The following is a 23301-nucleotide window of genomic DNA, read 5'->3' on the forward strand; positions in this document are numbered from 1 at the left end:
CTGGTGCGGGAGATACGATTCGATCAGCGATGTCGCAGGATCGCGGTCGACTAGGAGTGCGACAAATCGTGACAATATTGGTCGGTAGGGACGCGGAGACGGCGCAGCTGGGCGTGTCCCTGAGCAAGCTGGTGAGCGGGCGCGGCGGCATCGCCTGGATCGAGGGTGAGCCGGGCATCGGCAAGTCCGCGATGGCCGACGAGCTGACCCGGGCAGCGGCCAGGGCCGGCTGCCAGGTGCTGCGGGGCAGCGGCGACGAGCTCATGCGCTCGTTCCCGCTCCGGATGATCGCCGACGCCTTCGACGTCTCCGCCCGGTCCGCCGACACCGCTCGTGCCGAGATCGCCCGGCTGCTGCGCGGCGAGCTGGTCGACGGCGTCGCCTTCGACCCGGTGCTGGCCGCCGGCGAGCGGGTGCTGGACCTGGTCGACCGGGCCACCGCGCGGCAGCCGGTGCTGCTGGTGCTGGAGGATCTGCACTGGGCCGACGAGCCGAGCCTGCTGCTGTGCCACCGGATGGCGCGGGCGGTCGACCAGATCCCGCTGCTGATGGTGTTCACCAGCCGCCCGCCCGCCGCGCGCACGACGGTGGCGCGGCTGCGCGCGCTGCTGCGCGAGCGGCCCGGCGTGCACCTCGACCTCGGCCCGCTGAGCCCGGCGGCGACGCTTGCCCTGGCCACCGGCCTGGTCGAGGGCGCACCCGGCCCGCGGCTGGTCGAGGAGCTGGACCGGGCCGGCGGCAACCCGCTCTACCTGCGCGAGATGCTGGAGGCCATGCTGCGCGACGGCGCGCTGGAGCGCACCGGCGACGTGTACGAGCTGCGGGTGGACGCCGACACCGTGCCGCCGTCGCTGCTGGCCGCGATCGGCCGCCGGCTGGACGCGCTCAGCGAGCCGACGGTGGTCGTGCTGCGGCTGGCGGCGCTGCTGCGCCGGGAGTTCGACCTGGCGCACTGGGCGGAGGTGAGCGGCCGCCCGGTGACGGAACTGGCCGCGGCCACGCAGGAGGCGATCACCGCCGGGGTGCTCGCCGACACCGGGGAGCGGCTGACCTTCCGGCACGACGTGCTGCGCCAGGCACTGGCCGACCAGCTGCCCGAGGCGGTCCGGGCCGGCCTGCACCGCCACGCGGCCCGCATGCTCGCCGACGCGGACGCCGGCCTGGACGAGGTCTCGCCCCACCTGGCGGCGACCGCGGGCCCGCTCGACGCCTGGGCCCTGACCTGGCTGGCCGGCCTGCCCGAGTGCCGGCTGCAGGCGGCGGCCGAGGTGTCGGCGGACCTGCTGGCACGCGCGACCGCCCAGTCGGGCCTGCCCGAGCCGGTCTACGAGGCGCTGCTGGCGCGGTACGCGCTGACGCTGTTCTGGCTCGGCCGCGACGAGCGGGCCTGCGAGGTCGCCGTCGAGGTTTTGCGCCGCACCACCGACCAGGAGTTCGAGACCCGCCTGCGCATCCTCGCCGTGCGGGCCGCGGGCCGGTCCCGCCGCTTCACCGACGCGCTGCAGCTGGCCGAGCCCAGCTCACCGGACCTGCCGCTGCGGTGGCAGGCCCGGCTGCGCTCCTGGCGGGCGCTGATCCTGCTGAGCCTGGGCCGGTTCGACGAGGGCTCGGCGCAGGCACACCAGGCGCTCGCGGAGTCGGAGTCGTGCGCGGACCCCCTCGGCGTCAGTTACGCCCACAACGCGCTCGCGTTCGTCGCCGCCGAGCCGGACCAGCTCCACCACATCGACGCCGCGCTGGCGTCACTCGACCAGGACGTGGAGTCGGCCGACCTGAAACAGCTGCTCACCGCCAACCGCCTGTTCTGCGTGCTGCTCAACGGGCCGCGTGAGGAGTACGACAAGGCGCTGACGCTCGCGCTGCGGTGCGCGGAGACGGCGGGCAGCATGCGCGCGGGAGTGGTGTTCGCCGAGGCCGCCTACGCGTCCTACATGTGCGGCAGGTGGGACGACGCCGTCGCCTACGCCGACCGCCCCGACCAGGAACTGCTGACCAACCCCACCATCGCGTACGTGCACGCGGTCGTGGCCCTGGTCGCGATGCACCGCGACGACCGCGCGACCGCCGAGGCGCGGCTGAACACCGGGGGCTTCCTTGTCCCGGCCGACCGCGACCGCTGGATCAGCGCCTCCGGCCCGGTGGCCGAGGCGCTGGCGATGCTTGCCGAGCTGCGCGGCGACCCGGCCGGCAGCCTGGCGGTGTGGGCGAGGTACCTGGAACTGCCGCCGGGCACCGCCCGGTCGAGCCGGTGCGTGGAGGCGGCCGAGCTCGTGCGCGTCGCCCTGGCCCAGGGCGACCTGGCCACCGCCGACGCGGCCGTCGCGGCGGTGACCGCCGACCCGGACCCGTCACCGCTGCGCGCGCTGGTCATCCGCTGCTGCCAGGCCATGGTCGCCCGGGATCCGGCCGAGCTGATCGAGGTGGCGGCGGACTACGGGCGGTGGGACTGGCCGCGTTACCGGGCCCGCGCGCTGGAGGAGGCGGCGGTGCTGCTGGCCGCGCGCGGAGACCTGGACGACGCCCGGGCGGTGTTCGCCGACGCGCTGAACGCGTGGCTCGACCTGGGCGCGGCGTGGGACGCCCGGCGGGTCGAGGCCAGGCTGCGCCCGTCCGGCGTCCGGCGCGGCCCGCGCACCGTCCGCCGGCGCGCCACCCACGGCTGGGAGGCGCTGACGCCCAGCGAGCGCCACGTCGCCCGGCTGGTCGCCAAGGGGCTGTCCAACCCGGACATCGCCGCCGAGCTGTTCGTGTCGCGCAACACCGTGCAGACCCACGTGTCGCGCGTGCTGAGCAAGCTGCAGATGCGCTCGCGGATCGAGCTGGTCCAGCAGGCCGACACCATCGAGCAGGTCGAGAGCTGACCCGCAGTCCGGGTCAGCTCAGCGTCCACTTCTGGTTCGGCGCACCGGTGCAGGTCCACAGCTGGGTGGCGGTGCCGTTGGCGGTGCCGTGGCCGCGGGCGTCCACGCACTTGGTGGCCTGCAGCCCGACGAGGTCGTGGGCGGAGTTGAGGTGGAACCGCTGGGCGGGGTTGCCGCTGCAGCGGGCCACCTGGATGACGGTGCCGTCGGCGGTGCCCGCCCCGGCCGCGTCCAGGCAGAAGCCGCCGAGGCGCACGGTGCGGTCAGCCATGACCGTCCACCGCTGCGCGGCCGAGCCGTTGCAGGTCCACAGCTGCACCCGGGCGCCGTCGCGGGCTTCGGCCTGCAGGCACTTGCCCGACTCCTTGCCGACGATCGGACGGCCGGTGGCGGCGGGCGCGGCCGGCGACGGCTTCGTCGTGGCAGGTTTGGCCGGCCCGGCGGTCGGCCGGGGAACCGCGGTGGACGGGCCCGGCGTCGGGGCGTCCGACGGAGCGGCCGTGGGTGCGGTGGGATCCGGATCCGGTGTCGCGGGCGAAGAGGTCGGCAGCGCCGACGGGTCAACGGACGCGGGCAGCTCGACGCCGGGCTGCGGCGGGCTGGTGGGCTGCGACACCGGGAGGGCGTCGCCGGGCGTCGCGTCACCGGACCCGGCCGCGGCGACCACCACGGAAGCGGCGATGACGACCAGTCCCAAGCCTGCCGCGAGGGCCAGCTTCGGGCTGCGGGAGCCGCGGCGGCGTTCCGGCACGCCGGCGTCGTCCGCGCCCAGCGTGGCGAGCAGGTAGGGGCGGGGCGCATCGTCGTCGGGCAGGACGTCGTCGCGGAGAGGAACGTCGTCGTACTCGTCGTACTCGTCGTCGGGCTGCGGGTGGGTCACTGGTCGTCCTCGGGGGATGGGCGGGTCGGCCGGACGGTTCGGGTGTTCACGGCCGTCGGGACAGGGCTGCGCGCAGGCTCTCCAGGGCCTGCTCGTCGCTGGGGCCGTCGGTGCCGGGTTCGGCCACCTCGCACAGCAGCATGTGGCGCACGCCGTCGAGATCGGCCGTGTCCAGCACCCGGAACTCGGTGTTCGGGGCGAAGAGCACCTCGTCGCGATCCGACAGCGGGCCGGGCCGGCGGCCGGTGAGGGAGTAGAAGGCGACGACGTCGTACGCCTCGCCGCCGGGCCAGGCCCAGCCGGCTCGCAGCAGGATCGGCGCGGTCAGCAGGTCGCCGGGCCGGTAGGGGACCGGGTCGGCGGCCGTGCGGGCCAGCACCGGGCCGATCGTGGTCGGCAACCGGTTCAGGCCGCTGGCCAGGCACGCGCGCAGCGCTCGGGCCACCCCGGCGCGCTCGGACCGCAGCGCGGCCGTCACCGCGACCAGGTCGGCCATGACGGCGTCGGCGGTCTCGCCGGCGGCCGGGCGGATGCCGGGCATCTGCAGCAGCAGGCGGGTGACGTCACGCGCGTGCACGTCGTACTGCCCGCCCAGATGTTCGCGCACCCGCTGCTGCTCGGCGGGGGTGCTGCGGCCCAGGGCCGGGGCGGGCGCGTCCGCGGGCCGGCGCAGCAGGGGCGGCTGCGCCGGCTGTTCAGGCGCCGTCGCGGGCTCGCGACGGCGGGCGGTGTCCTCCGGAGCGGCGGCCGCGGGACGGGCGGGCTCGGCCGGTCCGCGCCGCTGGGCCGCCGGTGCGATCGGCCCGGCAGGCTGTGACGGCACGGCAGGCTGCGACAGTACGGTGGGCTGCGACAGCACGGTGGGCTCGAACGCCGTCGCGGCCCGGCCGAACGACGCCGCCACGGCTCCCACGGCCGGCTGCGGAGTGGTGGTTGCCGCCACGGTCACCGGGGTCCCGGCGGCCAGCGCCTTCGCCACGGCGGAGGCCGACAGCGCCGACGGGACCGACAGCACCTCCGGCACGTCCAGCGCGGGGCCGGCCGCGGGCCACGTGGCCGCCACCGCGACACGGCCCTGGGCGGTGACGGTGGCCGGCACGGCCGGTGCGGCAGGCGACGCGTCCGGGTCGGGCAGCACAGGCGCGACAGGCCGGGCCGGCTCGGCGGACGCCAGTTCCGACTGCTCGTGGCGCAGACTCGCCCGCATGTCGGCGGGCAGGCCCGCGAGCAGGTCGCGGACGAGGTCACGGGTCGGCTCGCCGGGCGCGTCGAGGTAGAAGACGTTGCCGCCGTCGGCGGGCCGCCGCCGCACCTCGTCGGGCGCGGGAGCGTCGGCGGCGCGCAGCCAATAGCCGCCGCGGACCACTTCGAGCAGCCATCCGTCGCCGGTCTCCAGCACGGCCCGTCCCGCCTCGACCCGGCCGGACAGCGGGCTGATCCAGGTCTCGACCCGAGGCACCGGCTCGCCGGCGACGTAGGCGATGGTCTGCGCGGGCAGGCGGGCCCCGGTGCGGCCCGCGCCGTCGACCGGGGCGTAGGACTTCTCGCCGTGCCGCCACAGGGGCAGGCCGGAGGTGCGCCGCACGGTCAGGTTCAGTTCGGTGCTGAGCCGGGCGGCGACCGTGTCGAGCTGCTCGCCCCATGGCCCGTACGGCATCAGGACCAGCCGTTCGAGCGCGACCTGCGGCAGCCGGGCGAGCCAGCGGTACACCTGCCGCGGCGACGGCGGCCGGGTGTCGGGCTGCCCGACCAGGACCACGACGTGGTCCGCGTCCGTCTCGATCGCGTACGCCGGATCGTCGCCGGGCGGGTTCGGCCGCCGTGGACGGCGCAGCCAGAACCCGGCCGGCAGATCGTGCGCGACGAGGCCACCGGGCAGCCAGGGCAGTCGCCGGGGCGGCGCGACCTGCCAGCGCGGTGCGGGATGGCGGGGCGTGACGACGTCCTTGGGCCTGGTGCCGGGCCGGTGGATGCGCCATGCCGCGGTGCGCGGCGGGGCCATGGCGAACAGTGCGCCGGCGGGGACCAGCACGGCCGGCCCGACCGGCGCCACGACCTCGATCGCGAGCCGGTCGGCCAGCCATTGCGCCAGGCTGCCCGAACCGGCCGCGGAGCAGGCGAGACGGATCGACCGCAACTCGGTGACCTCGTCGGCGACGACGCGCGCGACGGCCTCGGGGTCGTGCCGCGTGTCGCCGACCAGCAGCACCGTGCGGCGCTCGCGCTCGGCGGGCAGCGCCTCGACCAGGTGACGCGGCAGCTGGTCATCTACGCCGATCACCAGTGTGTGGCCATACCAGCGGGCTTTCGGCTCAGACATCGCGGGTGCACCTCCGTCATGATCCTGCGCTGCGCGGCCGCCCGCCGGGAGGCCCATGCCGGGCCCATATCGGGGGTGGACCCAGTGGTCCGGGGGTGTCAGCGCCGGTCCGGCTCGGCCGCGACCGGGTCGTCGGCGACGGGCAGCCGACGGTGCTCCGCCAGCCGGTAGCCGCGTTTCATGACGGTCTGGACAAGGTCCACGCCGGGCAGCGACCGCCGCAGCCGGGACACCGCCATCTCGATCGCGTGGTCGTCGGCGCCGGCCCAGAACGGCAGCTTGCGGCGTACGTCCGCGGGCGACAGCACCCGGTCGGGGTGGTCGGCCAGCAGGCGCAGCAGGGCGAGGGGCCCCTGCTGCAGCGCGATCAGGCGGCCGTCGAGCAGCACCGCCTCGCCACGGATCTCGATCGTGTGGGGGCCGGTCTCGATGCGGTGGACCCGCTCGCGCAGCACCGCCCGCACCGCCTGGGCGAGCTGATCGGTGTAGGGCGCGTCGGCGACGCGCACGGGGATGTCCAGCTCGCGCAGCGGGGCAGCGGTCAGCGGGCCCAGGCACACCGCGGTCACGCCGGTGGCCAGGGCCTGGCACAGCTCGTCGAACTGGTCGCCGGTGCGCGCGTACCACAGCAGGCTGCGGGCGACCTCGGCGCTGGTCAGGGCGATGGCGTCGACCTGCCGGCGCACCACCTGCCCGACCAGCCGGCGCATCAGGTCCGGGCTGTTGGACGGCAGGACCTGGAAGGTCGGCACGGCCACGACCTCGTGGCCCGCCTCGCGGAGCGAGTGCGCGAGGTCGTGCATCGCCGGGGTCTTGAGCTGAAGCGCGATGGTCTGCCCCGGCGGCAGCCGGTGACGCAGGTGCATGACCAGGCCCTCGGTGGTGTTGTCGACGGCCGAGGAGATGTCGGTGAAGCCCAGCGAACGCAGGGCGTCGGCGCAGCGGGGGTTGCTGGCCAGCAGCCTGGCGTGGGCGAACCGGGCCAGCAGTGGCACGTCCAGCCGCCAGCTGCGGACGACCGCCATCCAGTAGTTGAACTCGACCGACGCGGTGACCACCAGGTGGCCGATCGGGCGGGTGAGGCAGGTCATGGTCGCCTCGTGCAAGGTCTGCTCCACCGGCTGGGCGATCGTGCGCACCGGCTGCCCGCTGACCACTCGCGCGCCGTCCGCGGTGAACGTCGCGGCCATCGGATGGCGGCGCAGCTCGCTGAGCACGGCCACCACGAAACCGGCCAGGGCGCCGACGGGCGGCGGATCCGGCGCGTTCTTTCTCGGCTGCGGCAGCACGGCGACCTTCCGGCGGTGTGGACGACACCTCCTACTACGTGTCGCGTGGCGCGCCGGATCTGTGTCGGAGCCATTTTTTTCGGCCGGGATCACGCATGTTTCCGGCATGTTTCGGGCCGCTCACCGATCAGCGCCACAGTGCGGCCATCAGTGGGATGAAAAGTCCTGTCTTGCTTGTGCATTAAGGACATTCCGCAGCGTGAGCATCGATACGACGAGCACGCCGGTGAGCAATAAGGCGGTTCGATTTCATCTGGCGTGTGGTTGTTCCGTAACCGTGCCGCCGTCCCAACACTGACTCCGACAACGACTCCCGCCGCCGGCTCCGGCCCGCGAAGGGGGTCATGCGCCGAGCGAGTCGGGAGAGGTGTGTGGCTGAGGTCGCGCTCGCCGAGATAGGCAAACGGTATGCGGACGGCACCCGGGCGGTGGAGAGTTTGAGCCTGCAGGTCGCCGACGGGGAGTTCCTGGTCCTGGTCGGACCGTCCGGCTGCGGCAAGAGCACGGCGCTGCGGATGATCGCCGGGCTGGAGGACATCAGCGAGGGCACGCTGCACATCGGCGACCGCGTGGTCAACAGTGTCCCGTCCCGGGACCGGGACGTGGCGATGGTGTTCCAGAGTTACGCGCTGTACCCGCACCTGGACGTGTTCGACAACATCGGGTTCGGGCTGCGGCTGCGGGGGATGCGCCGCGACGACATCGCGTCGCGGGTGAACCGGGTCGCCGCGACCCTGGGGCTGACCGAGCATCTGCGGCGCCGGCCGGGTTCGCTGTCGGGCGGCCAGCGCCAGCGCGTCGCGATGGGCCGGGCCATGGTGCGTGAGCCCGCCGTCTACCTGATGGACGAGCCGCTGTCGAATCTCGACGCGAAGCTGCGCGTGCAGATGCGCGCCGAGATCGCCCGGATCACCCGCCGCACCGGCGTGACCACGATCTACGTGACGCACGACCAGACCGAGGCGATGACCCTCGGCGATCGGGTCGCCGTCATGCGCAAGGGCGTGCTGCAGCAGGTGGCGGTGCCCCAGGAGCTGTACGACAACCCGGTGAACATGTTCGTCGGCGGGTTCATCGGCTCGCCGCCGATGAACCTCGTCGAGGGCGTGTTCACCGAGCAGGACGGGGAGCTGTCGCTGCGGCTGGGCGACCAGACGCTGCGGGTGGACCCCGCGCTGGCGGCGGCGAAGCCGGGCCTGCGCGCCTGTCTCGACCAGCCGGTCGTGGTGGGGGTGCGGCCCGAGGACCTGCGCGACGCGTCCATGGACGACCGCGGTGCGCAGACCGTGCTGAACTCCGAGGCCGACCTGACCGAGGCGCTGGGCTCGGACCTGTACGTGCACTTCAGCCTGCCCGTGCCGGCGGTGGTCACCGAGGACGTGAAGGAGCTGGCGCGCGACGCCGGCGCGGACTCGCCGCGCGAACGGGCCGACCGGACCATGCTGGTGGCCCGGTTCAGCCCGCGCTCGGCCGCTCGGGCCGGTGACCGGATCGCCGTCGCGGTCGACACCGCGCGACTGCACGTGTTCGACCGCGACTCCGGCCGCAGCATCCGCTGAATCGACTTCCGGCTGCCGGGGCTGCCACCCCGGAAGCAGTCGGACAGAGGTACCGCTTTTTCCCTCCAGAGAGGAATGTTAGATGAGAATCAGTCTGCGCGCAGGCGCGGTGGCCGTGGCCGCCGTCCTGGCCGCCGCCGGGTGCTCCGGCGGTGAGGACCCCACCACGACCGGCTCCGGTTCGCTGGCGGGCCAGTCGGTCGAGGTGGCCGGCACCTGGTCGGGCACCGAACAGGCCAACTTCCAGGCGGTGCTCGACGCGTTCGCGACCAAGACCGGCGCGACGGTCAAGTACACCTCCGGCGGCGACGACCTCGCCGCGCTGATCAACAGCCGGCTGGCCGGCGGATCCCCGCCGGACGTGGCGCTCATCCCGCAGCCCGGCGTGGTCAACGAGTTCGTCCGCAAGGGCGCGATCAAGGAGCTGACCGGCGCGGCCGCCGAGGCCGTCGCGGCCAACTACTCCCCGGCCTGGCAGCAGCTCGGCCAGGTCGACGGCAAGCTCTACGGCGTCTACTTCAAGGTCGCCAACAAGTCGGTGGTGTGGTACCGCACCGACAAGTTCACCGAGGCGGGCGTGCAGGCCCCGACCACCTGGGAGGAGTTCGTCAAGGTCACCAAGACCCTGGCCGACTCCGGCGTGTCCCCGATGGCGGTGCCCGGCGGCGACGGCTGGACGCTGACCGACTGGTTCGAGAACATCTACCTGCGCGTCGGCGGCTCGGAGAACTACGACAAGCTGTCGCGTCACGAGCTGCCGTGGACCGACCCGACGGTGGTCGAGACCCTGCGGCTGCTGGCCGAGTACTGGGGCGACGCCAAGTCGATCCAGGGCGGCAACAAGGGCGCGGTGCAGCTGAAGTTCACGCAGTCGATCGCCGACGTCTTCGGCGAGAAGCCGCAGTCGGCGATGCTGTTCGAGGGCGACTTCGTCGCCGCTGAGATCAACAAGCTGGGCAAGGTCAAGGTCGGCGAGGGCGCGCGCTTCTTCGACTGGCCGTCGGTCAACGGCTCCAAGCCGGCCGTGGTGACCGCCGGCGACCAGGCCGTGGCGTTCAAGGACACCGAGGCCGCCAAGCAGCTGATCGCGTTCCTGGCCTCGCCGGACGCCGCCAAGATCATGGCGGCCAAGGGCGGCTTCATGTCGGCCAACAAGAACCTCGACACCAAGGTCTACCCGGACCCGACCATGGTCCAGCTCGCCGAGTCGGTGGTCCGTGCCGACCTGCTGCGCTTCGACCTGTCCGACCTGACGCCGCAGACCTTCGGCGGCGGCACCGGCGCGTCGATGTGGCGCCTGCTGCAGGACTTCCTGGCCAACCCGGCCGACCCGGCCGCGACCGCGGCCAAGCTCGAGGAGGCCGCCAAGAAGGACTTCGGAGGTAAGTGATGAGACGCGCGTCCGAGCCGGCCGGCGTGACCGTCGCAGCGACGGCTGCGCGTGATCCGCGGACCCCGGTCGACGGCCTGAACCTGACGGCGGCGGGTGTCGCCGGCCGGCCGGGCGCGCCCGGCGCGGGAGACACCCGCCGGGCCCGGCCGGCCTGGCTCGAGCGGCTGACCAGCGTGTGGTTCGTCGGTCCGGCCGTCCTCGTCCTGCTGACCCTGGTCGCCTATCCCATCGTGTACACGGTGTGGCTGAGCCTGCACGCCTCCGACGGGTCCACCTTCGTGGGCCTGGACAACTACGTGCGCATGTTCACCGCGCCGGAGACCCGGCAGGCGATCGTCAACAACGTCGTCTGGGTGGCGGTCGCGCCGACCCTGGTCACCGCGATCGGCCTGGTCCTCGCCGTGCTGATCGAACGGGTGCGGCTGTCCACGGTCTTCAAGGCGGTGGTCTTCATGCCGATGGCGATCTCGTTCCTGGCCGCCGGCGTCACCTTCCGCATGGTGTACGACGAGAGCCCCGACCGGGGCGTGCTCAACGCCGCGGTGGTGGCCGTGCACGACGCCTTCAGCCCGCCGTCGGCGTACTACGGCGCCCGGCCGCGCGAGGGCACCGCGCCCACCGAGGTCGCGGGCGCGGTCGAGATCGCCGCGAACACGGGCGCCCCGGTGCTGCTGCCGCTGGTCGGCCTGCCGCAGGACCGGATCCCGGCCGAGGCGACGGCCGCGCAGACGCCGACCGCGACCGGCCTGTCCGGGGTGGTCTGGCTCGACTTCACCCCCGGTGGAGGCGGGACCACCGGCGCGGTGGACGCCGCCGAACGCGGCCTGCCGTCCGTGCTGGTGCAGGCCGTGCGCGACGGCACGGTGGTGGCCGAGACCCGCACCGGCGCGGACGGAAGCTTCTCGTTCGGCGAGCTCGCGTCCGGGGCGTACACGGTGCGGCTGGCCGAGGAGAACTTCACCCCGCCGTTCAACGGGGTCACCTGGCTGGGGCCGTCGCTGGTCACACCGTCGATCATCCTGGCGTACATCTGGATCTGGGCCGGGTTCGCCATGGTCCTGATCACGGCGGGGCTGTCGGCCATCCCGCGGGACGCCCTGGAGGCGGCCCGGGTCGACGGCGCGACGGAGTGGCAGGTGTTCCGGCGGGTGACCGTGCCGCTGGTGCGGCCGGTGCTGGTGGTCGTGATCGTCACCCTCACCATCAACGTCCTCAAGATCTTCGACCTGGTCCTGGTGCTGGCGCCTGAGTCCTCACAGGACGACGCCAACGTGATCGCGCTGCAGATGTACCGCGTCTCGTTCGGCGGCGGGCTGGACTTCGGCCTCGGCAGCGCCCTCGGCGTGCTGCTGTTCCTGCTGGTCCTGCCGGCGATGTTGTTCAACGTTCGGCGTATGCGGAAGGAGCAGCGGTGAGCACGACGGAGGTTCCCGACCTCGTACCGGCCGGAATGACCGTGACCGGGCCGCCCCGGCGCAGCCTCGTCTCGCGGGTCGTCGGACGGCTCGGCGGATTCCTGGCCACCGGCGCGATCGTCCTGCTGGGCGTGTTCTGGCTGACGCCGGTGGTCGGCCTGGCGGTGGCGAGCCTGCGCTCGACCGCGGACAACAGCGCCACCGGCTGGTGGACGGCGCTGACCGACCCGGGCCGGCTGACGCTGGACAACTACGGCGCGCTGCTGCGCAACGAGGGAGTGCTCAACTCGCTGTGGAACACCGTGCTCATCACCGTGCCGTCCACGGTGCTGGTGGTGGTGCTCGGCTCGCTGGCCGCCTACGCCCTGGCCTGGATCGAGTTCCCGGGCCGGGACTGGCTGTTCGTCCTGATCGTCGCGCTGATCGTGGTGCCCGTGCAGGTCGCGATCATCCCCGACGCGAAGCTGTTCGGCTCGCTGGGGATCTACGGCAGCATCGCCGCCGTGGTCGCGTTCCACGTGGCGTTCGGGCTGCCGTTCGCCATCTTCCTGCTGCGCAACTTCTTCCTGGCCATCCCGCGTGACCTGCTGGAGGCGGCCCGGATGGACGGCGGGCGGGACTTCACCATCTTCCGCCGGGTCGTGCTGCCCATCGGGTGGCCCGCCATCGCCTCGCTGACGATCTTCCAGTTCCTGTGGGTCTGGAACGACCTGCTGGTGGCGCTGGTCTTCGCGACCTCCGACAACGCGCCGATCACCTACACGCTGCGGGAGCAGATGCGCGCCTTCTCCTCCAACGTGGACGTGATCGGCCCCGGCGCCTTCCTGTCCATGCTCGTGCCGCTGGTGGTCTTCTTCGCCTTCCAGCGCTACTTCGTCCAGGGGGTGCTCGCCGGTTCGGTCAAGTAGACCGGACGCCGCACCCGCCGGCCCACGCGCCGGCGGTGCCGCGGCAGTGGGCGTCGCGGCGGCACACCGCCGCCGCGACGCACCGTCAGGACGACCGGCCGGAAGGCGCGAGGGGGACCGCGGCGGCCGCACCGATGTTCAGGAGGGGTAAGCATGTTCCGTGCCGCGGCGGGCCCGGCGAGCACGAATGACAGCGGCGCAGGGGCCGGGAGAACCGCCCCGAGTCCGGCGGAGGCGCGGATGCAGCTGATCTGCCAGACCTATGCGGAGCCGCTGTTGAAGTTCCTGATGCGGCTGAGCCAGGGCCGCCCGCACACTGCCGAGGACCTGCTGCAGGAGACGCTGCTGCGCGCCTGGCGCCACATCGACCAGCTCCCGGGCGAGGTCGAGACGCTGGGTCCCTGGCTGTACACCGTCGCCCGGCGGGTCGCGATCGACGCGGCACGGGCCCGCCAGATCCGGCCGGCCGAGATCGCGCTCAGCGACACCGACGTCGAGCCGGTGGCCGGCGACCTGTCCGACCAGGTGGTGTCGGCCCACGTCATCCGCGACGGTCTCGCGCAGCTCACGCCCGAACACCGCGAAGTCCTCGTGGAACTGTACTTCCGCCAGCGGTCGGCCGCCGAGGCGGCGGCCCGGCTGGGCATCGCGACCGGCACCGTGAAGTCCCGCGCCTACTACGCGCTGCGGGCCCTGGGCGCGGTGGTCGGCCGCGCCGACTGACCTGGCGGGGGACCCAGGGCAGTCCGGATCGGGGACCCAGTCCGCACCGGATTCCCGTGGGACCTCGCGCCGGGATCTTTGGGCATGGACGCCCGCTGTACTGCCCAATAGCGTTCGCATCATAGCTTCGGGACGTATTGATAGCTTTTGCCCGATGTATCGATGAGCGAGCGAGGAGGGTGCAGGTGGACGCGGTCTATGACGCCGTCGACGGCAACATGGTTGCCCATGATCCGCCACTGGCCGACACCCGGGTCGGGCCCGGCGATGCCCTGGTCCGCTCCGCGCGCATGCGCGACATCCACGACACCCACGCCGGACCGCTGCTGCGGTTCCTGCTGCGGCTGACGTACGGCCAGCGCCAGGCGGCCGAGGACCTGCTACAGGAGACCATGGTCCGCGCCTGGCGCAACATCGACGCCCTGCCCGCCGATCCCGAACAGGCGCGGCCGTGGCTCTACACCGTCGCCCGGCGGCTGTCCATCGACGCGCTCCGCGCCCGGCAGTCCCGCCCCGGCGAGGTGGCCCTGGGCGACGACTCGTGGCTGCCCGCCGCGGCCGACACCGCCGAGAGCGTGCTCGTCGCGCACACGGTGCACCAGGCCCTGGACAAGCTCAGCCCGGATCACCGTGCCGTGCTGCGCGCGCTGTACTTCGGCGACTACACCGTCCAGGAGACCGCCGAACGCCTCGGTATCCCGGAAGGAACCGTGAAGTCCCGCACCTACTACGCGCTGCGAGCACTGAGCGCCGCCGTCGGCTCGCTGGAGCAGGCCGACCAGCCCGGCGAACCCGCGCCGACGCGGCCCTGCCGGCCGGCGCCGCCGGTGGCCAGGCGCTCGCCCGGCGACGGCGCGCGCCTCGTGGAGGCCCCGTCGGGCTCCGACACGCTACGAGACAGTCCGAGCAGATCGCGCGGACGACGAGGGGAGAACCGGATCCCGTGAACGACACGGTATGGAACGGGGCCAACACAGGATGGCTGCTGGTGGCGGGAGCGCTGACCATGCTCATGGTCCCTGGCGTCGCGTTCTTCTACGGCGGCATGGTGCGCGCCGGAAACGTGCTCGGCACCATCGCGCAGAGCGTCGCCGCGCTGGCGGTCGGCTCGGTGACGTGGGTCCTGCTGGGGTTCTCCGTGGTGTTCAGCGAGGGCAACCCGCTGTTCGGCGATCTCAGCCTCGCCGGCTGGTCCGACCCGGCCACCCGGGTGCCCGGCATCGAGCTGGCCGGTGTGCCGCTGCCCGCGTTCGTGTTCTTCCAGATGATGTTCGCGGTGGTCACCCCGGTGCTGATCACCGGAGCCACCGCGGAGCGCTGGCGCTTCTCCGCCTTCGTCGGGTTCACCCTGCTGTGGTCCGTGCTGGTGTACGCCCCGGTCGCGCACTGGATCTTCTCGCCGCACGGGTGGGCGGCCGAACTGGGCGCATTCGACTATGCCGGCGGCGCGGTCGTGCACGCCAACGCCGGGGCGGCCGCGCTGGCCTGTGCCTGGGTGCTCGGCGGCCGCCGCGCCCAGTCCAAACCGCACAACCTGCCGCTGATGCTGCTCGGCGGCATGCTGCTGTGGTTCGGCTGGTTCGGCTTCAACGGCGGTTCCGCGCTGCACTCCGACGCCGTCGCCGCCACCGCGGTGCTCAACACGCAGCTGGCCGCCGCCGCCGGTGTGCTCGGCTGGGGCGGCATGGAGCGGCTCCGGGTAGGCAAGCCGACCACCCTGGGCATCGCCTCCGGGGCCGTGTCCGGCCTGGTCGCCATCACCCCGGCGGCCGGTTACGTCTCACCGCTCAGCGCGCTCGTCATCGGACTGCTCGGCGGCCTGGCGTGCCAGCTCGCCGTCGGCCTCAAGAACCTGCTCCGGCTGGACGACTCCCTGGACGTCGCCGCCGTGCACCTGGTCGGCGGCGTGGTCGGCGCGCTGTCGGTGGGCCTGTTCGCCAGCCACGCCGTCAACCCGGCGATCGGCGACGGGCTGTTCCTCGGCGGCGGGTACGGCCTGCTCGGCGCGCAGAGCGCCGCGACGTTCGCGGTGATCGCCTGGTCGCTGCTGGCCACCTTCGTCATCTGCCGCTTCACCGACCGGCTGTTCGGCAACCGCCTGACCGCACGCGACGAGACGATCGGCCTCGACCTCTCCCAGCACGGCGAGACCGCGTACGTCTTCGACGGGCCCACCGCCCGGCACGCCGTTCCCGCCGACGCCGAACCCGCCCGCACCACCACTGGAGGCATCACCAGATGAGCCCGCGACACACCAGGAGCCGACGCGGCGGAGCGATGCTGCTCGCCGTCGGCCTGCTCGCGGCGACGATCGGCAGTTTCGGGTTCGTGCTGTCGCGGCTGTGGGACCTGACCGACGAGGGCAACCGGTTCGCGACGGCCGAACGTGCCGGCGTCGGCTACCTCCGGCCACTCAACCGGCTGCTGGCCGCCCTCGTCGAGGCCCGGACCGCGACCCTGGGGGCGGGCCCCGAGGGCGCCGGGGTGCGGGCCGCCCTCGACGAGATGGCCGCCGCCGAGGACCGGTGGGGCGCCGACCTCGGTTCCGCCGAACGCTGGCAGCGCCTGCGCGAACGCTCCGACGCGGTGCTCGCGGCGGCGGGCGGCGGCCGCGCCGCGTACCAGCGCTACACCGAGCTCGTCACCCTGACCGTGGACCTGATGGACTTCGTCGGCGACGGCTCCAAGCTGATCCTCGACCCCGAGCTGGGCAGCTACTACCTGGTCGACGTAGCGCTGACCAAGCTGCCTGCCGTGCTGCTGGAGAGCGCCCGCGTCACCGACGAGGCCGTGCAGGCGCGCGCCGCCAGGAGCGACAGCGCCAGGGAACTGGCCGTCATCCGGATCAGCACCGCCCGCTACGTGATCGCCACCGCCGCCGACGCGGTGGGCGCGAACCTCGACAAGGTCACCAACAGCGGAGCCGGCCCCGAGGTGAGCGACGGCGTGCTGGTCGCGCTCGACCCGTTCCGGGCCGCGATCGACGCCGTCACCCCGCCCGCGTCACTGCGCCCGAGCGCCGTCGACCTCGACGCTCCCGAGCTGCGAAACGCCACCGGCCTGGTCAACGCCGCCTTCCGCCCGCTGTCCGACGCGGTCCTGGTGGCACTGGACACACTGCTGGTCAACCGGATCGAGGGGTACGCCGACGACCGCCGGACCGCGGTCTTTGCGACAGCGTCCGGCGTCCTGGTCGGCGCGGTGCTGCTGTGGTGGGCGGTGCCGGCTGCCAGCCGGCGCGGCGGTGCCCGCGACGACGCCAGGCAAGGCCGGGACCTGCCGGACATCGCCCGCGTCGCCGGCGATCTGCCGCAGATCGACCCGCAGCGCCTGCTGGCCGTGGAAGAACTGCAGCACGTCGGCCGGGCCGTGCGCGCCTACGACCGGGGCCAGGTCGACGATGCTCGGTGATCTTCCGATCACCCAGCGGATCGGTCTGCTGGTGACGCTTCCGGTGGCGGCGGTGCTGCTGACCGGTGTCCCGTTCGTGGTGGAGCGGGTCGACCAGGCTCGAGACGCCGCGGAGGTCGCCTCGGCGACGCAGGAGGCGATCGCGGTCGGCACGCTCGTCCAGCGGCTGCAGCAGGAACGCCTGCTGCAGCTGGCCCACCTCGCCACGCCGAACGTCGACCCGGCCACCCTGATCGCGGCGGGCGCCGCCGTCGACGACCTGGACGACCTGCCGGTCGCCAAAACGGTGAGCAGCAAGTTCGAGCTGCTGCGCACGTTGCGGGTGGACGTGCTCGAGCGCCGGGCCGATGTGGACCGGGTGCAGGCGTTCCACCGCGGCCTCATCGACGCTCTGATCGACGCGCTGCAACTGGGCGGGCGGACCGAGACCGGCGCCGCCGGCCAGCGGCTGCTGGACGCGCTGGACGCGCTCCTGCGCGGCAACGAGCAGGCCGCACGCTTCGGCGCGGCGATGGTCGCCGCGCCGGCGGCTCCGCTGAGCGCGCAGCGGCAGGCCCGTGACGCCCAGGCGATGCAGACCTTCTACATCGAGGCCTTCCGGAACCGGGCCGAGCCGGATCACGTGGCGCTGCTCGACGTGATCTCGTCGGGACCGTCGTCGCTCGGTTTCGCCGCGCTGGCGCAGCAGCTGACCGGGTCCGGCCCGGACCGCGTCGCCCCGGCGGCGGCGCTGGCCGCGACCCAGACCGATGTGACCCTGCGGCAGGTCTTCCAGGACCGCGTCGCTCGTGCCCTGCAGGATCGCGCCGACCAGGAGGCCCGGGCGGCTGGTGTCGCCGCGGGCGTCGGCGGCGGTTTCACCGTGGCGCTGCTGGCGACCCTGATCTGGCTGGGCACCGTGGTGGGCCGGTCCGTGTCGCGGCCGCTGGGCCGCCTGACCGCGGCGGCCACGGCCGTGGCCGACATCGCCACCAGCGAACTCCGGCGGGCCGCGGACGCCGACGCGAACGACGACGCGCCGCCGGAGCTCGCAGCCGTCAACGTGCGTACCCGCGACGAGCTCGGTGAACTGGCCTCGGCTTTCAACCGGGTGCAGGCGACCGCGGCGCTGATGATGCAGCAGCAGGTCAACTCGCGCCGGAACGTGTCGATCATGTTCGCCAACATCGCCCGGCGCACGCGCGGCCTGGCCGCACGCCAGCTGTCCCAGATCGACGCGCTGGAGCGCGACGAGCGCGACGAGACGCGGCTGGCCGCCCTCTACCGGCTCGACCACATCGCGACCCGCCTGCGCCGCAGCGCGGACAGCCTGCTGGTCATCTCCGGCAGCCGCGACGAGGCCAGGCTGGGCGAGGCCGCGCCGCTGTCGGACGTGATCAGATCGGCGACGGCCGAGATCGAGGGCTACCAGAAGGTCAAGGTGGCCGCGGTCGTCCCGCTGACCGTCGCCGCGGCCCTGGTGCCCGACCTCACCCTGCTGCTGGCCGAACTGCTCGACAACGCCACCTCGTTCTCCCCGGACAACGCCCCGGTGACGGTGTCGGTCGACTTCTGGGACTCCTGCCGCATCAGGATCACCGATGAGGGCATCGGCATGTCCGAGCAGCGGCTCGCCGAGGAGAACCGGCGGCTGGTCGACACCGAGCGCCTGGACGTCGCGCCCACCACGATGCTGGGCCTGTTCGTGGTGGGGCGGCTGGCGCGCCGCCACGGCATGTCAGTGGTGCTGCGCCAGGGTTCCGCGCGCGGACTGGTGGCCGAGGTCGTCGTGCCGTCGCGCCTGGTGAGCCTGGCCGAGCCGGCGTCCGCGCCGGAGGACCGGACCCGCGCGGCGGCCCGTCCGCGGGACGGGCACCAGGCGGAAAGCGAGGCCGCCGCACGCGGCTGGTTCGAGCCGCCGGTGCTCACCGCACCACGGGATTTCCCAGCGGCGACCGTCGTGGCCAGGGCGGCGGTCGCGCCACAGGACCGCCGCGTGGCGGTCGCCACGACCGGTGCGCCCGTCGCGCCGGCCATCGTGCCGGAGGCGCAGCCCGAGGTCCGCGGCGGGCTGCGGCGCCGCCGGCGCGGCGCCGAAGAGGCGCCGGTCGTCGTGTCCACGCCGCGGCATGCCGCACGTGAGCCCGAGGACGAACGAGCCGGCCTGGCCGCGTTCGTGCAGGGCGTGCAGCGTGCCGAGGAGCTCCCATCATCACCACCCCCACAGGCGGCCGCCGAATCACGGCACGGCCTGGTGCGCAGAGTGCCCGGCGCGCACCTGGCGGCCGAACTCGGCACCGTGCGGGTGCCCGGCCCGAGCCGCGGGCGCGCCACGGTGCCGACCCGTCCGACACGTGATCCCGAGGCCGAACGGGACGCGCTCACCGCCTTCCTGGCCGGCGAAACCAGGGCGACCGGCCACGACACCACCCACCACCGGAGGACCCCATGATCTCGCCCGTGCACCAGATCAGCAACGAGGCGCAGCAGTTCAACTGGCTGCTGACCCGTTTCGCGGCCGACACGGCAGGCGTCTCGGCGGTGATCGCCGTATCCGCCGACGGCCTGCTGATGGCCATGTCGGCCGAGCAGACCCGCAGCGAGGCCGACCGGCTCGCCGCGATCGTCTCGGCGGTCAACAGCCTGGCCAACGGCACCTCCCGGCTGTACGACCTCGGCGCGTCCCGCAAGGTGATCATCGACCTGGAGCGCGGCTACCTGCTGATCAGCGCGATCAGCGGCAGCTCCACGCTGGGCGTGCTCGCCCGGTCGGAGGCCAACCTGGGCGACCTGGCCTACGAGATGGCGGTCTTCGCCAACCGCACCGCGGGAGTGCTCACGCCCGGCCTGATCAACGAGCTCAAGTCCGTCGTGGGGGAGTGACGGCGTGACCACGAGCTGGTGGGAGCCGGCGCAAGGAGGCGCCGGCCCACGGCCGTACGTCGACATCGGCGGACCCGCAGGCGACCGCGACCCCGTCGCAGCCTCCTCGGCCACCTCCGGCGTACGGCCTTACCTGATCACCCAGGGCCGAGCCCGGCCGAACGACACCAGCCTGCGCCTGGAAGCGCAGGTGTCCACCACCGACGACGGAGCACGGAGCCTGAGCCGCCTGGCGTACGAGCGCCACGACATCGTCGTGCTCTGCCACGACCCGCAGTCGATCGCCGAGCTCGCCGCGCGCCTGCACCTGCACCTCGGTGTCGCCCGGGTGCTGGTCGGCGACCTGGTCGAGGCCGGACTGCTGGCGGTGCGCCATCCCGAAGACGCCCGGCACCGGGTGCAGATCATCGAAAGGGTCATCCGTGGACTCCAAGCCATCAGCTGACGTGCCGGTCCGCCGCCCTCCGCTGCCCGTGAAGATCGTCATCGCCGGCGGCTTCGGTGTCGGCAAGACCACCGCCGTCGCGCAGATCTCCGAGACCCCGGTCCTGACGACGGAGGCGCCGATCACCGAGGTCGCCGCGGAGGTCGACCGCACCGGCCTCGTGCCGGACAAGACGACCACCACCGTGGCGCTCGACTTCGGCACCGTCGCCATCGACGACGAGGTGAAGCTGTACCTGTTCGGGACACCGGGCCAGGACCGGTTCGGCTTCATGTGGCACGACCTGACCGTCGGCGCGCTCGGCGCGCTGGTCATCGTGGACACCTCGCGGCTGGACGACTGCTACCCGGCGGTCGACTACTTCGAGCGCACCGGTCTGCCGTTCCTGGTCGCGGTGAACCTCTTCGACGGCCGGCTCGCCCACGAGCTGGAGGACGTGCGCTGGGCCCTGGATCTCAGCGACGACACCCCCGTGGTCACCTTCGACGCCCGCGACCGAGCGTCGGTGCGGGACACCCTGGTGACCCTGCTGCGCCGCAGCCTCGCCATGGCATCGGCGACGGGCGTGTGAATCGTCCGTTCGGATCTGCTTTAGATCCGGACGGACCGACCCGACGTCTTGTTTCGCACGTATTTCCAGGTGCCCGCCTGCCGCGTCGCCGAGCGGGTGATCGAACACCGTGCGGGACACCGCCCAGACGTCGGGAACACCTGAGATGAGCAACAGCACCACACCGTCCCTGCCCTCGCGGCTGCCGCGCCAGATGCCGGTCGAACCGGACTGGTTCAAGCACGCCGTCTTCTACGAGATGCTGGTCCAAGCCGGACTCGACTCCGACGGCGACGGCCGCGGCGACCTTCCCGGCCTCACCCGCAAGCTCGACTACCTGCAGTGGCTGGGCATCGACTGCGTATGGCTGCCGCCCTTCTACGACTCCCCGCAGCGCGACGGCGGCTACGACGTGCGCGACTACTGCAGGATCCTGCCCGAGTACGGCACGCTGGACGACTTCGTCACGTTCGTCGACGAGGCGCACAAGCGCGGCATCCGGGTCATCACCGACCTGGTGCTCAACCACACCTCCGACACCCACCAGTGGTTCCAGGAGTCGCGGCAGGACCCGGACGGCCCGCACGGCGACTTCTACGTCTGGCGCGACACCGACACCGAGTACGCCGACGTGCGCATCATCTTCAGCGACACCGAGACGTCGAACTGGACCTTCGACCCGGTCCGCAAGCAGTTCTACTGGCACCGCTTCTTCTCCCACCAGCCCGACCTCAACTACGAGAACCCGGCCGTGCGCGAGGCGATGATGGCCGTCGTCAAGTTCTGGCTGGAGCTCGGCGTCGACGGGTTCCGGCTCGACGCCGCCACGTACCTGTACGAGCGGGAGGGCACCGACTGCGCCAACCTGCCGGAGACCCACGCCTACCTCAAGGCGATCCGCCAGATGATCGACACGGAGTACCCGGGCCGCATCCTGCTCGCCGAGGCGAACCTGTGGCCGGAAGACCTGATCGACTACTTCGGCGACCCCGCGGTCGGCGGCGACGAGTGCCACATGGCGTTCCACTTCCCGCTGATGCCGCGCATCTTCATGGCGGTGCGGCGCGAGTCGCGCCACCCGATCTCGGAGATCCTCGCGCAGACGCCGGTGCTGCCGTCCGGCTGCCAGTGGGGCACCTTCCTGCGCAACCACGACGAGCTGACCCTGGAGATGGTCACCGACGAGGAGCGCGACTACCTGTACAACGAGTACGCCAAGGACCCGCGGATGCGGCTCAACGCCGGCATCCGCCGCCGGCTGGCCCCGATGGTCGACAACGACCGCAACCAGATCGAGCTGTTCACCTCCTTGCTGCTGTCGCTGCCCGGCTCCCCGGTCATCTACTACGGCGACGAGATCGGCATGGGCGACAACATCTGGCTCGGCGACCGCGACAGCGTGCGCACCCCGATGCAGTGGACGGCCGGGCGCAACGCCGGGTTCGCCCACATCGACCCGGCGCGGCTGTACCTGCCGGTCAACATGGGCCCGGTGTACGGATACCAGGCCATCAACGTCGAGCAGCAGCTGGAGCAGCCGGCGTCGCTGCTGCAGTGGACCCGCCGGATGATCACGCTGCGCAAGCAGCACCCGGCACTGGCCGTGGGGACCTTCGAGGACGTCGACGCCGCCAACCCGGCGGTGCTCGCGTTCCTGCGCCGGCACGACGCGGGCGACAGCAGCGAGGTGGTGCTGTGCGTGCACAACCTGTCGCGGTTCCCGCAGCCCGTGCGCCTCACCTTCGGCGACCGCTTCCACGGCTGGACCCCGGTGGAGCTGAACGGCGGCACCCGCTTCCCCGAGGTCGGCCAGGACCCCTACGTGCTGGCGCTGCCCGGCTACGGCAGCTACTGGTTCCAGCTGACACCCGCCCTGGTCCCGGCCGCCGCACCGGCGCACCGGCGCACCGGCGACCGGCTGACCGCGGCATAGCGAAGAACCCGAAGGAAACGTGAACTGGCGTGCCCGCGTCCGCGTAGTACATTACCGGCGGGTACGCCAGGGCGGTCGAGGTCTGACGTGTTGAGGAGGGTTTGTGATAGGCCGAGCGGTGCCATACGGCGGCGACCCGACAGACGGGGCCGACCCTCCGCCGTGCCCACCTGCCGAGCCGGGTGGTGCGGCGTGCACGAACGGCAGCGGCCCGACCGCGGCCGGCCTCTACCTGACCGGGGCGCTGTCGCCGGATCAGGCCGCGTCGTTCGAGAGTCACCTGCTGCGCTGCCCCGCCTGCCAGGACTACTGCGACCGGGTCGGCCCCGCGATCGACCTGCTGATCGCCAGTCGTTACGCCGAGGCCGCGGACCTGGCCGCGCCTGAGCCGTCCGCGAGCTGACACCCGTTCTGCGGCGAGCGCGACATGGCGCAGGCTTCCCCCGGTCGGGACATCGCCACCGGCCTGCGCTGTCGGTGCTGACCGGTGGGCATGCATGTGCCCGACTGGGCGAGACAGTTCTTCCTGGTCGTGACGGGCGAGTCGTGGCCGCAGGCCGATGAGGACCTGCTGTGGGCGCTGGCGCGGTTGTGGGCGAAGTTCGAGCAGATCCTGATCGCGGTCGAGGAGGAGCTTGTCGCGATCGAGCAGGCGGTCGGCGGTGCCGGCTGGAAGGGTGAGGCCGCGCAGGCGGTGCGGGCGCGGCTGGAGCAGCTGGTCGACAGCGGTGCGCTGCGCAAGCTGGTCGAGG

19 protein-coding genes are annotated in these 23301 nt (G+C 72.9%); 16 read left to right on the plus strand and 3 right to left on the minus strand.

The window, feature by feature from the left end; all coding sequences use genetic code 11:
• Positions 1 to 68: 68 nt before the first annotated feature.
• The gene (locus Cco03nite_RS29655) at positions 69 to 2861 is read left to right on the plus strand and encodes a helix-turn-helix transcriptional regulator (protein ID WP_203696024.1); all 2793 of its coding nucleotides are present in this window, start codon (positions 69 to 71) and stop codon (positions 2859 to 2861) included.
• Between the two features lie 13 nt (positions 2862 to 2874).
• Here the strand turns inward: Cco03nite_RS29655 and Cco03nite_RS29660 are convergent, their stop codons facing one another.
• The 3 genes from Cco03nite_RS29660 to Cco03nite_RS29670 form a co-directional block, all read right to left on the minus strand.
• Entirely contained in the window at positions 2875 to 3741 is an 867-nt protein-coding gene (locus tag Cco03nite_RS29660) for a ricin-type beta-trefoil lectin domain protein (protein ID WP_203696026.1), read from the minus strand.
• A gap of 46 nt (positions 3742 to 3787) precedes the next feature.
• The gene (locus Cco03nite_RS29665) at positions 3788 to 6061 is read right to left on the minus strand and encodes a hypothetical protein (RefSeq protein ID WP_203696028.1); all 2274 of its coding nucleotides are present in this window, start codon (positions 6059 to 6061) and stop codon (positions 3788 to 3790) included.
• Between the two features lie 98 nt (positions 6062 to 6159).
• Complete coding sequence (locus Cco03nite_RS29670) at positions 6160 to 7350, minus strand: uroporphyrinogen-III synthase (RefSeq protein ID WP_203696030.1); 1191 nt, start codon at positions 7348 to 7350, stop codon at positions 6160 to 6162.
• 371 nt (positions 7351 to 7721) lie between these two features.
• Between Cco03nite_RS29670 and Cco03nite_RS29675 the strand changes: the two genes are divergently transcribed.
• From Cco03nite_RS29675 to Cco03nite_RS29745, 15 genes are all read left to right on the plus strand, one after another.
• A complete protein-coding gene (locus tag Cco03nite_RS29675) occupies positions 7722 to 8909 on the plus strand; it encodes an ABC transporter ATP-binding protein (protein WP_203696032.1) in 1188 nt (395 codons plus the stop codon).
• 82 nt (positions 8910 to 8991) lie between these two features.
• Positions 8992 to 10299 carry an ABC transporter substrate-binding protein gene (locus Cco03nite_RS29680; protein ID WP_203696035.1) on the plus strand — a complete coding sequence of 436 codons (1308 nt, stop codon included), beginning with the start codon at positions 8992 to 8994 and terminating at the stop codon, positions 10297 to 10299.
• A complete protein-coding gene (locus Cco03nite_RS29685; protein ID WP_203696036.1) occupies positions 10299 to 11717 on the plus strand; it encodes an ABC transporter permease subunit in 1419 nt (472 codons plus the stop codon). Before Cco03nite_RS29680 ends, Cco03nite_RS29685 begins: the two co-directional genes overlap by 1 nt.
• Complete coding sequence (locus Cco03nite_RS29690; protein WP_239167764.1) at positions 11714 to 12625, plus strand: carbohydrate ABC transporter permease; 912 nt, start codon at positions 11714 to 11716, stop codon at positions 12623 to 12625. The genes Cco03nite_RS29685 and Cco03nite_RS29690 overlap by 4 nt, the downstream gene beginning before the upstream one ends.
• Positions 12626 to 12865: 240 nt before the next feature.
• Entirely contained in the window at positions 12866 to 13348 is a 483-nt protein-coding gene (locus tag Cco03nite_RS29695; protein ID WP_239167765.1) for a sigma-70 family RNA polymerase sigma factor, read from the plus strand.
• 185 nt (positions 13349 to 13533) lie between these two features.
• Positions 13534 to 14295, plus strand: a complete 762-nt coding sequence (locus Cco03nite_RS29700) for a sigma-70 family RNA polymerase sigma factor (protein WP_239167766.1) — start codon at positions 13534 to 13536, stop codon at positions 14293 to 14295.
• Positions 14292 to 15590 (plus strand): ammonium transporter, encoded by a 1299-nt coding sequence (locus Cco03nite_RS29705; protein WP_203696041.1) that lies wholly within the window; start codon positions 14292 to 14294, stop codon positions 15588 to 15590. The genes Cco03nite_RS29700 and Cco03nite_RS29705 overlap by 4 nt, the downstream gene beginning before the upstream one ends.
• Positions 15587 to 16759 (plus strand): hypothetical protein, encoded by a 1173-nt coding sequence (locus tag Cco03nite_RS29710; protein WP_203696043.1) that lies wholly within the window; start codon positions 15587 to 15589, stop codon positions 16757 to 16759. Before Cco03nite_RS29705 ends, Cco03nite_RS29710 begins: the two co-directional genes overlap by 4 nt.
• Entirely contained in the window at positions 16749 to 19190 is a 2442-nt protein-coding gene (locus Cco03nite_RS29715; RefSeq protein WP_203696045.1) for a nitrate- and nitrite sensing domain-containing protein, read from the plus strand. The genes Cco03nite_RS29710 and Cco03nite_RS29715 overlap by 11 nt, the downstream gene beginning before the upstream one ends.
• A complete protein-coding gene (locus tag Cco03nite_RS29720) occupies positions 19187 to 19621 on the plus strand; it encodes a roadblock/LC7 domain-containing protein (RefSeq protein ID WP_203696054.1) in 435 nt (144 codons plus the stop codon). Before Cco03nite_RS29715 ends, Cco03nite_RS29720 begins: the two co-directional genes overlap by 4 nt.
• Positions 19622 to 19625: 4 nt before the next feature.
• Entirely contained in the window at positions 19626 to 20066 is a 441-nt protein-coding gene (locus Cco03nite_RS29725; protein WP_203696056.1) for a DUF742 domain-containing protein, read from the plus strand.
• A complete protein-coding gene (locus tag Cco03nite_RS29730) occupies positions 20044 to 20637 on the plus strand; it encodes a GTP-binding protein (RefSeq protein WP_239167767.1) in 594 nt (197 codons plus the stop codon). Before Cco03nite_RS29725 ends, Cco03nite_RS29730 begins: the two co-directional genes overlap by 23 nt.
• 145 nt (positions 20638 to 20782) lie before the next feature.
• Complete coding sequence (treS, locus tag Cco03nite_RS29735; RefSeq protein WP_203696058.1) at positions 20783 to 22549, plus strand: maltose alpha-D-glucosyltransferase; 1767 nt, start codon at positions 20783 to 20785, stop codon at positions 22547 to 22549.
• Between the two features lie 103 nt (positions 22550 to 22652).
• Entirely contained in the window at positions 22653 to 22952 is a 300-nt protein-coding gene (locus Cco03nite_RS29740) for a zf-HC2 domain-containing protein (RefSeq protein ID WP_203696060.1), read from the plus strand.
• Between the two features lie 90 nt (positions 22953 to 23042).
• A partial coding sequence (locus Cco03nite_RS29745) for a WXG100-like domain-containing protein (RefSeq protein ID WP_444546532.1) occupies positions 23043 to 23301 on the plus strand: 259 nt, incomplete at its 3' end.

It is taken from the genome of Catellatospora coxensis, assembly GCF_016862635.1.
Taxonomy (GTDB): Bacteria; Actinomycetota; Actinomycetes; order Mycobacteriales; family Micromonosporaceae; genus Catellatospora; species Catellatospora coxensis.

Coding starts and splice junctions, on each gene's coding strand:
- Cco03nite_RS29665 (WP_203696028.1), bottom strand. CDS start 6,061: ATGTCTGAGCCGAAAGCCCGCTGGTATGGCCACACACTGGTGATCGGC.
- Cco03nite_RS29680 (WP_203696035.1), top strand. CDS start 8,992: ATGAGAATCAGTCTGCGCGCAGGCGCGGTGGCCGTGGCCGCCGTCCTG.
- Cco03nite_RS29685 (WP_203696036.1), top strand. CDS start 10,299: ATGAGACGCGCGTCCGAGCCGGCCGGCGTGACCGTCGCAGCGACGGCT.
- Cco03nite_RS29695 (WP_239167765.1), top strand. CDS start 12,866: ATGCAGCTGATCTGCCAGACCTATGCGGAGCCGCTGTTGAAGTTCCTG.
- Cco03nite_RS29710 (WP_203696043.1), top strand. CDS start 15,587: ATGAGCCCGCGACACACCAGGAGCCGACGCGGCGGAGCGATGCTGCTC.
- Cco03nite_RS29715 (WP_203696045.1), top strand. CDS start 16,749: ATGCTCGGTGATCTTCCGATCACCCAGCGGATCGGTCTGCTGGTGACG.
- Cco03nite_RS29720 (WP_203696054.1), top strand. CDS start 19,187: ATGATCTCGCCCGTGCACCAGATCAGCAACGAGGCGCAGCAGTTCAAC.
- treS (WP_203696058.1), top strand. CDS start 20,783: ATGAGCAACAGCACCACACCGTCCCTGCCCTCGCGGCTGCCGCGCCAG.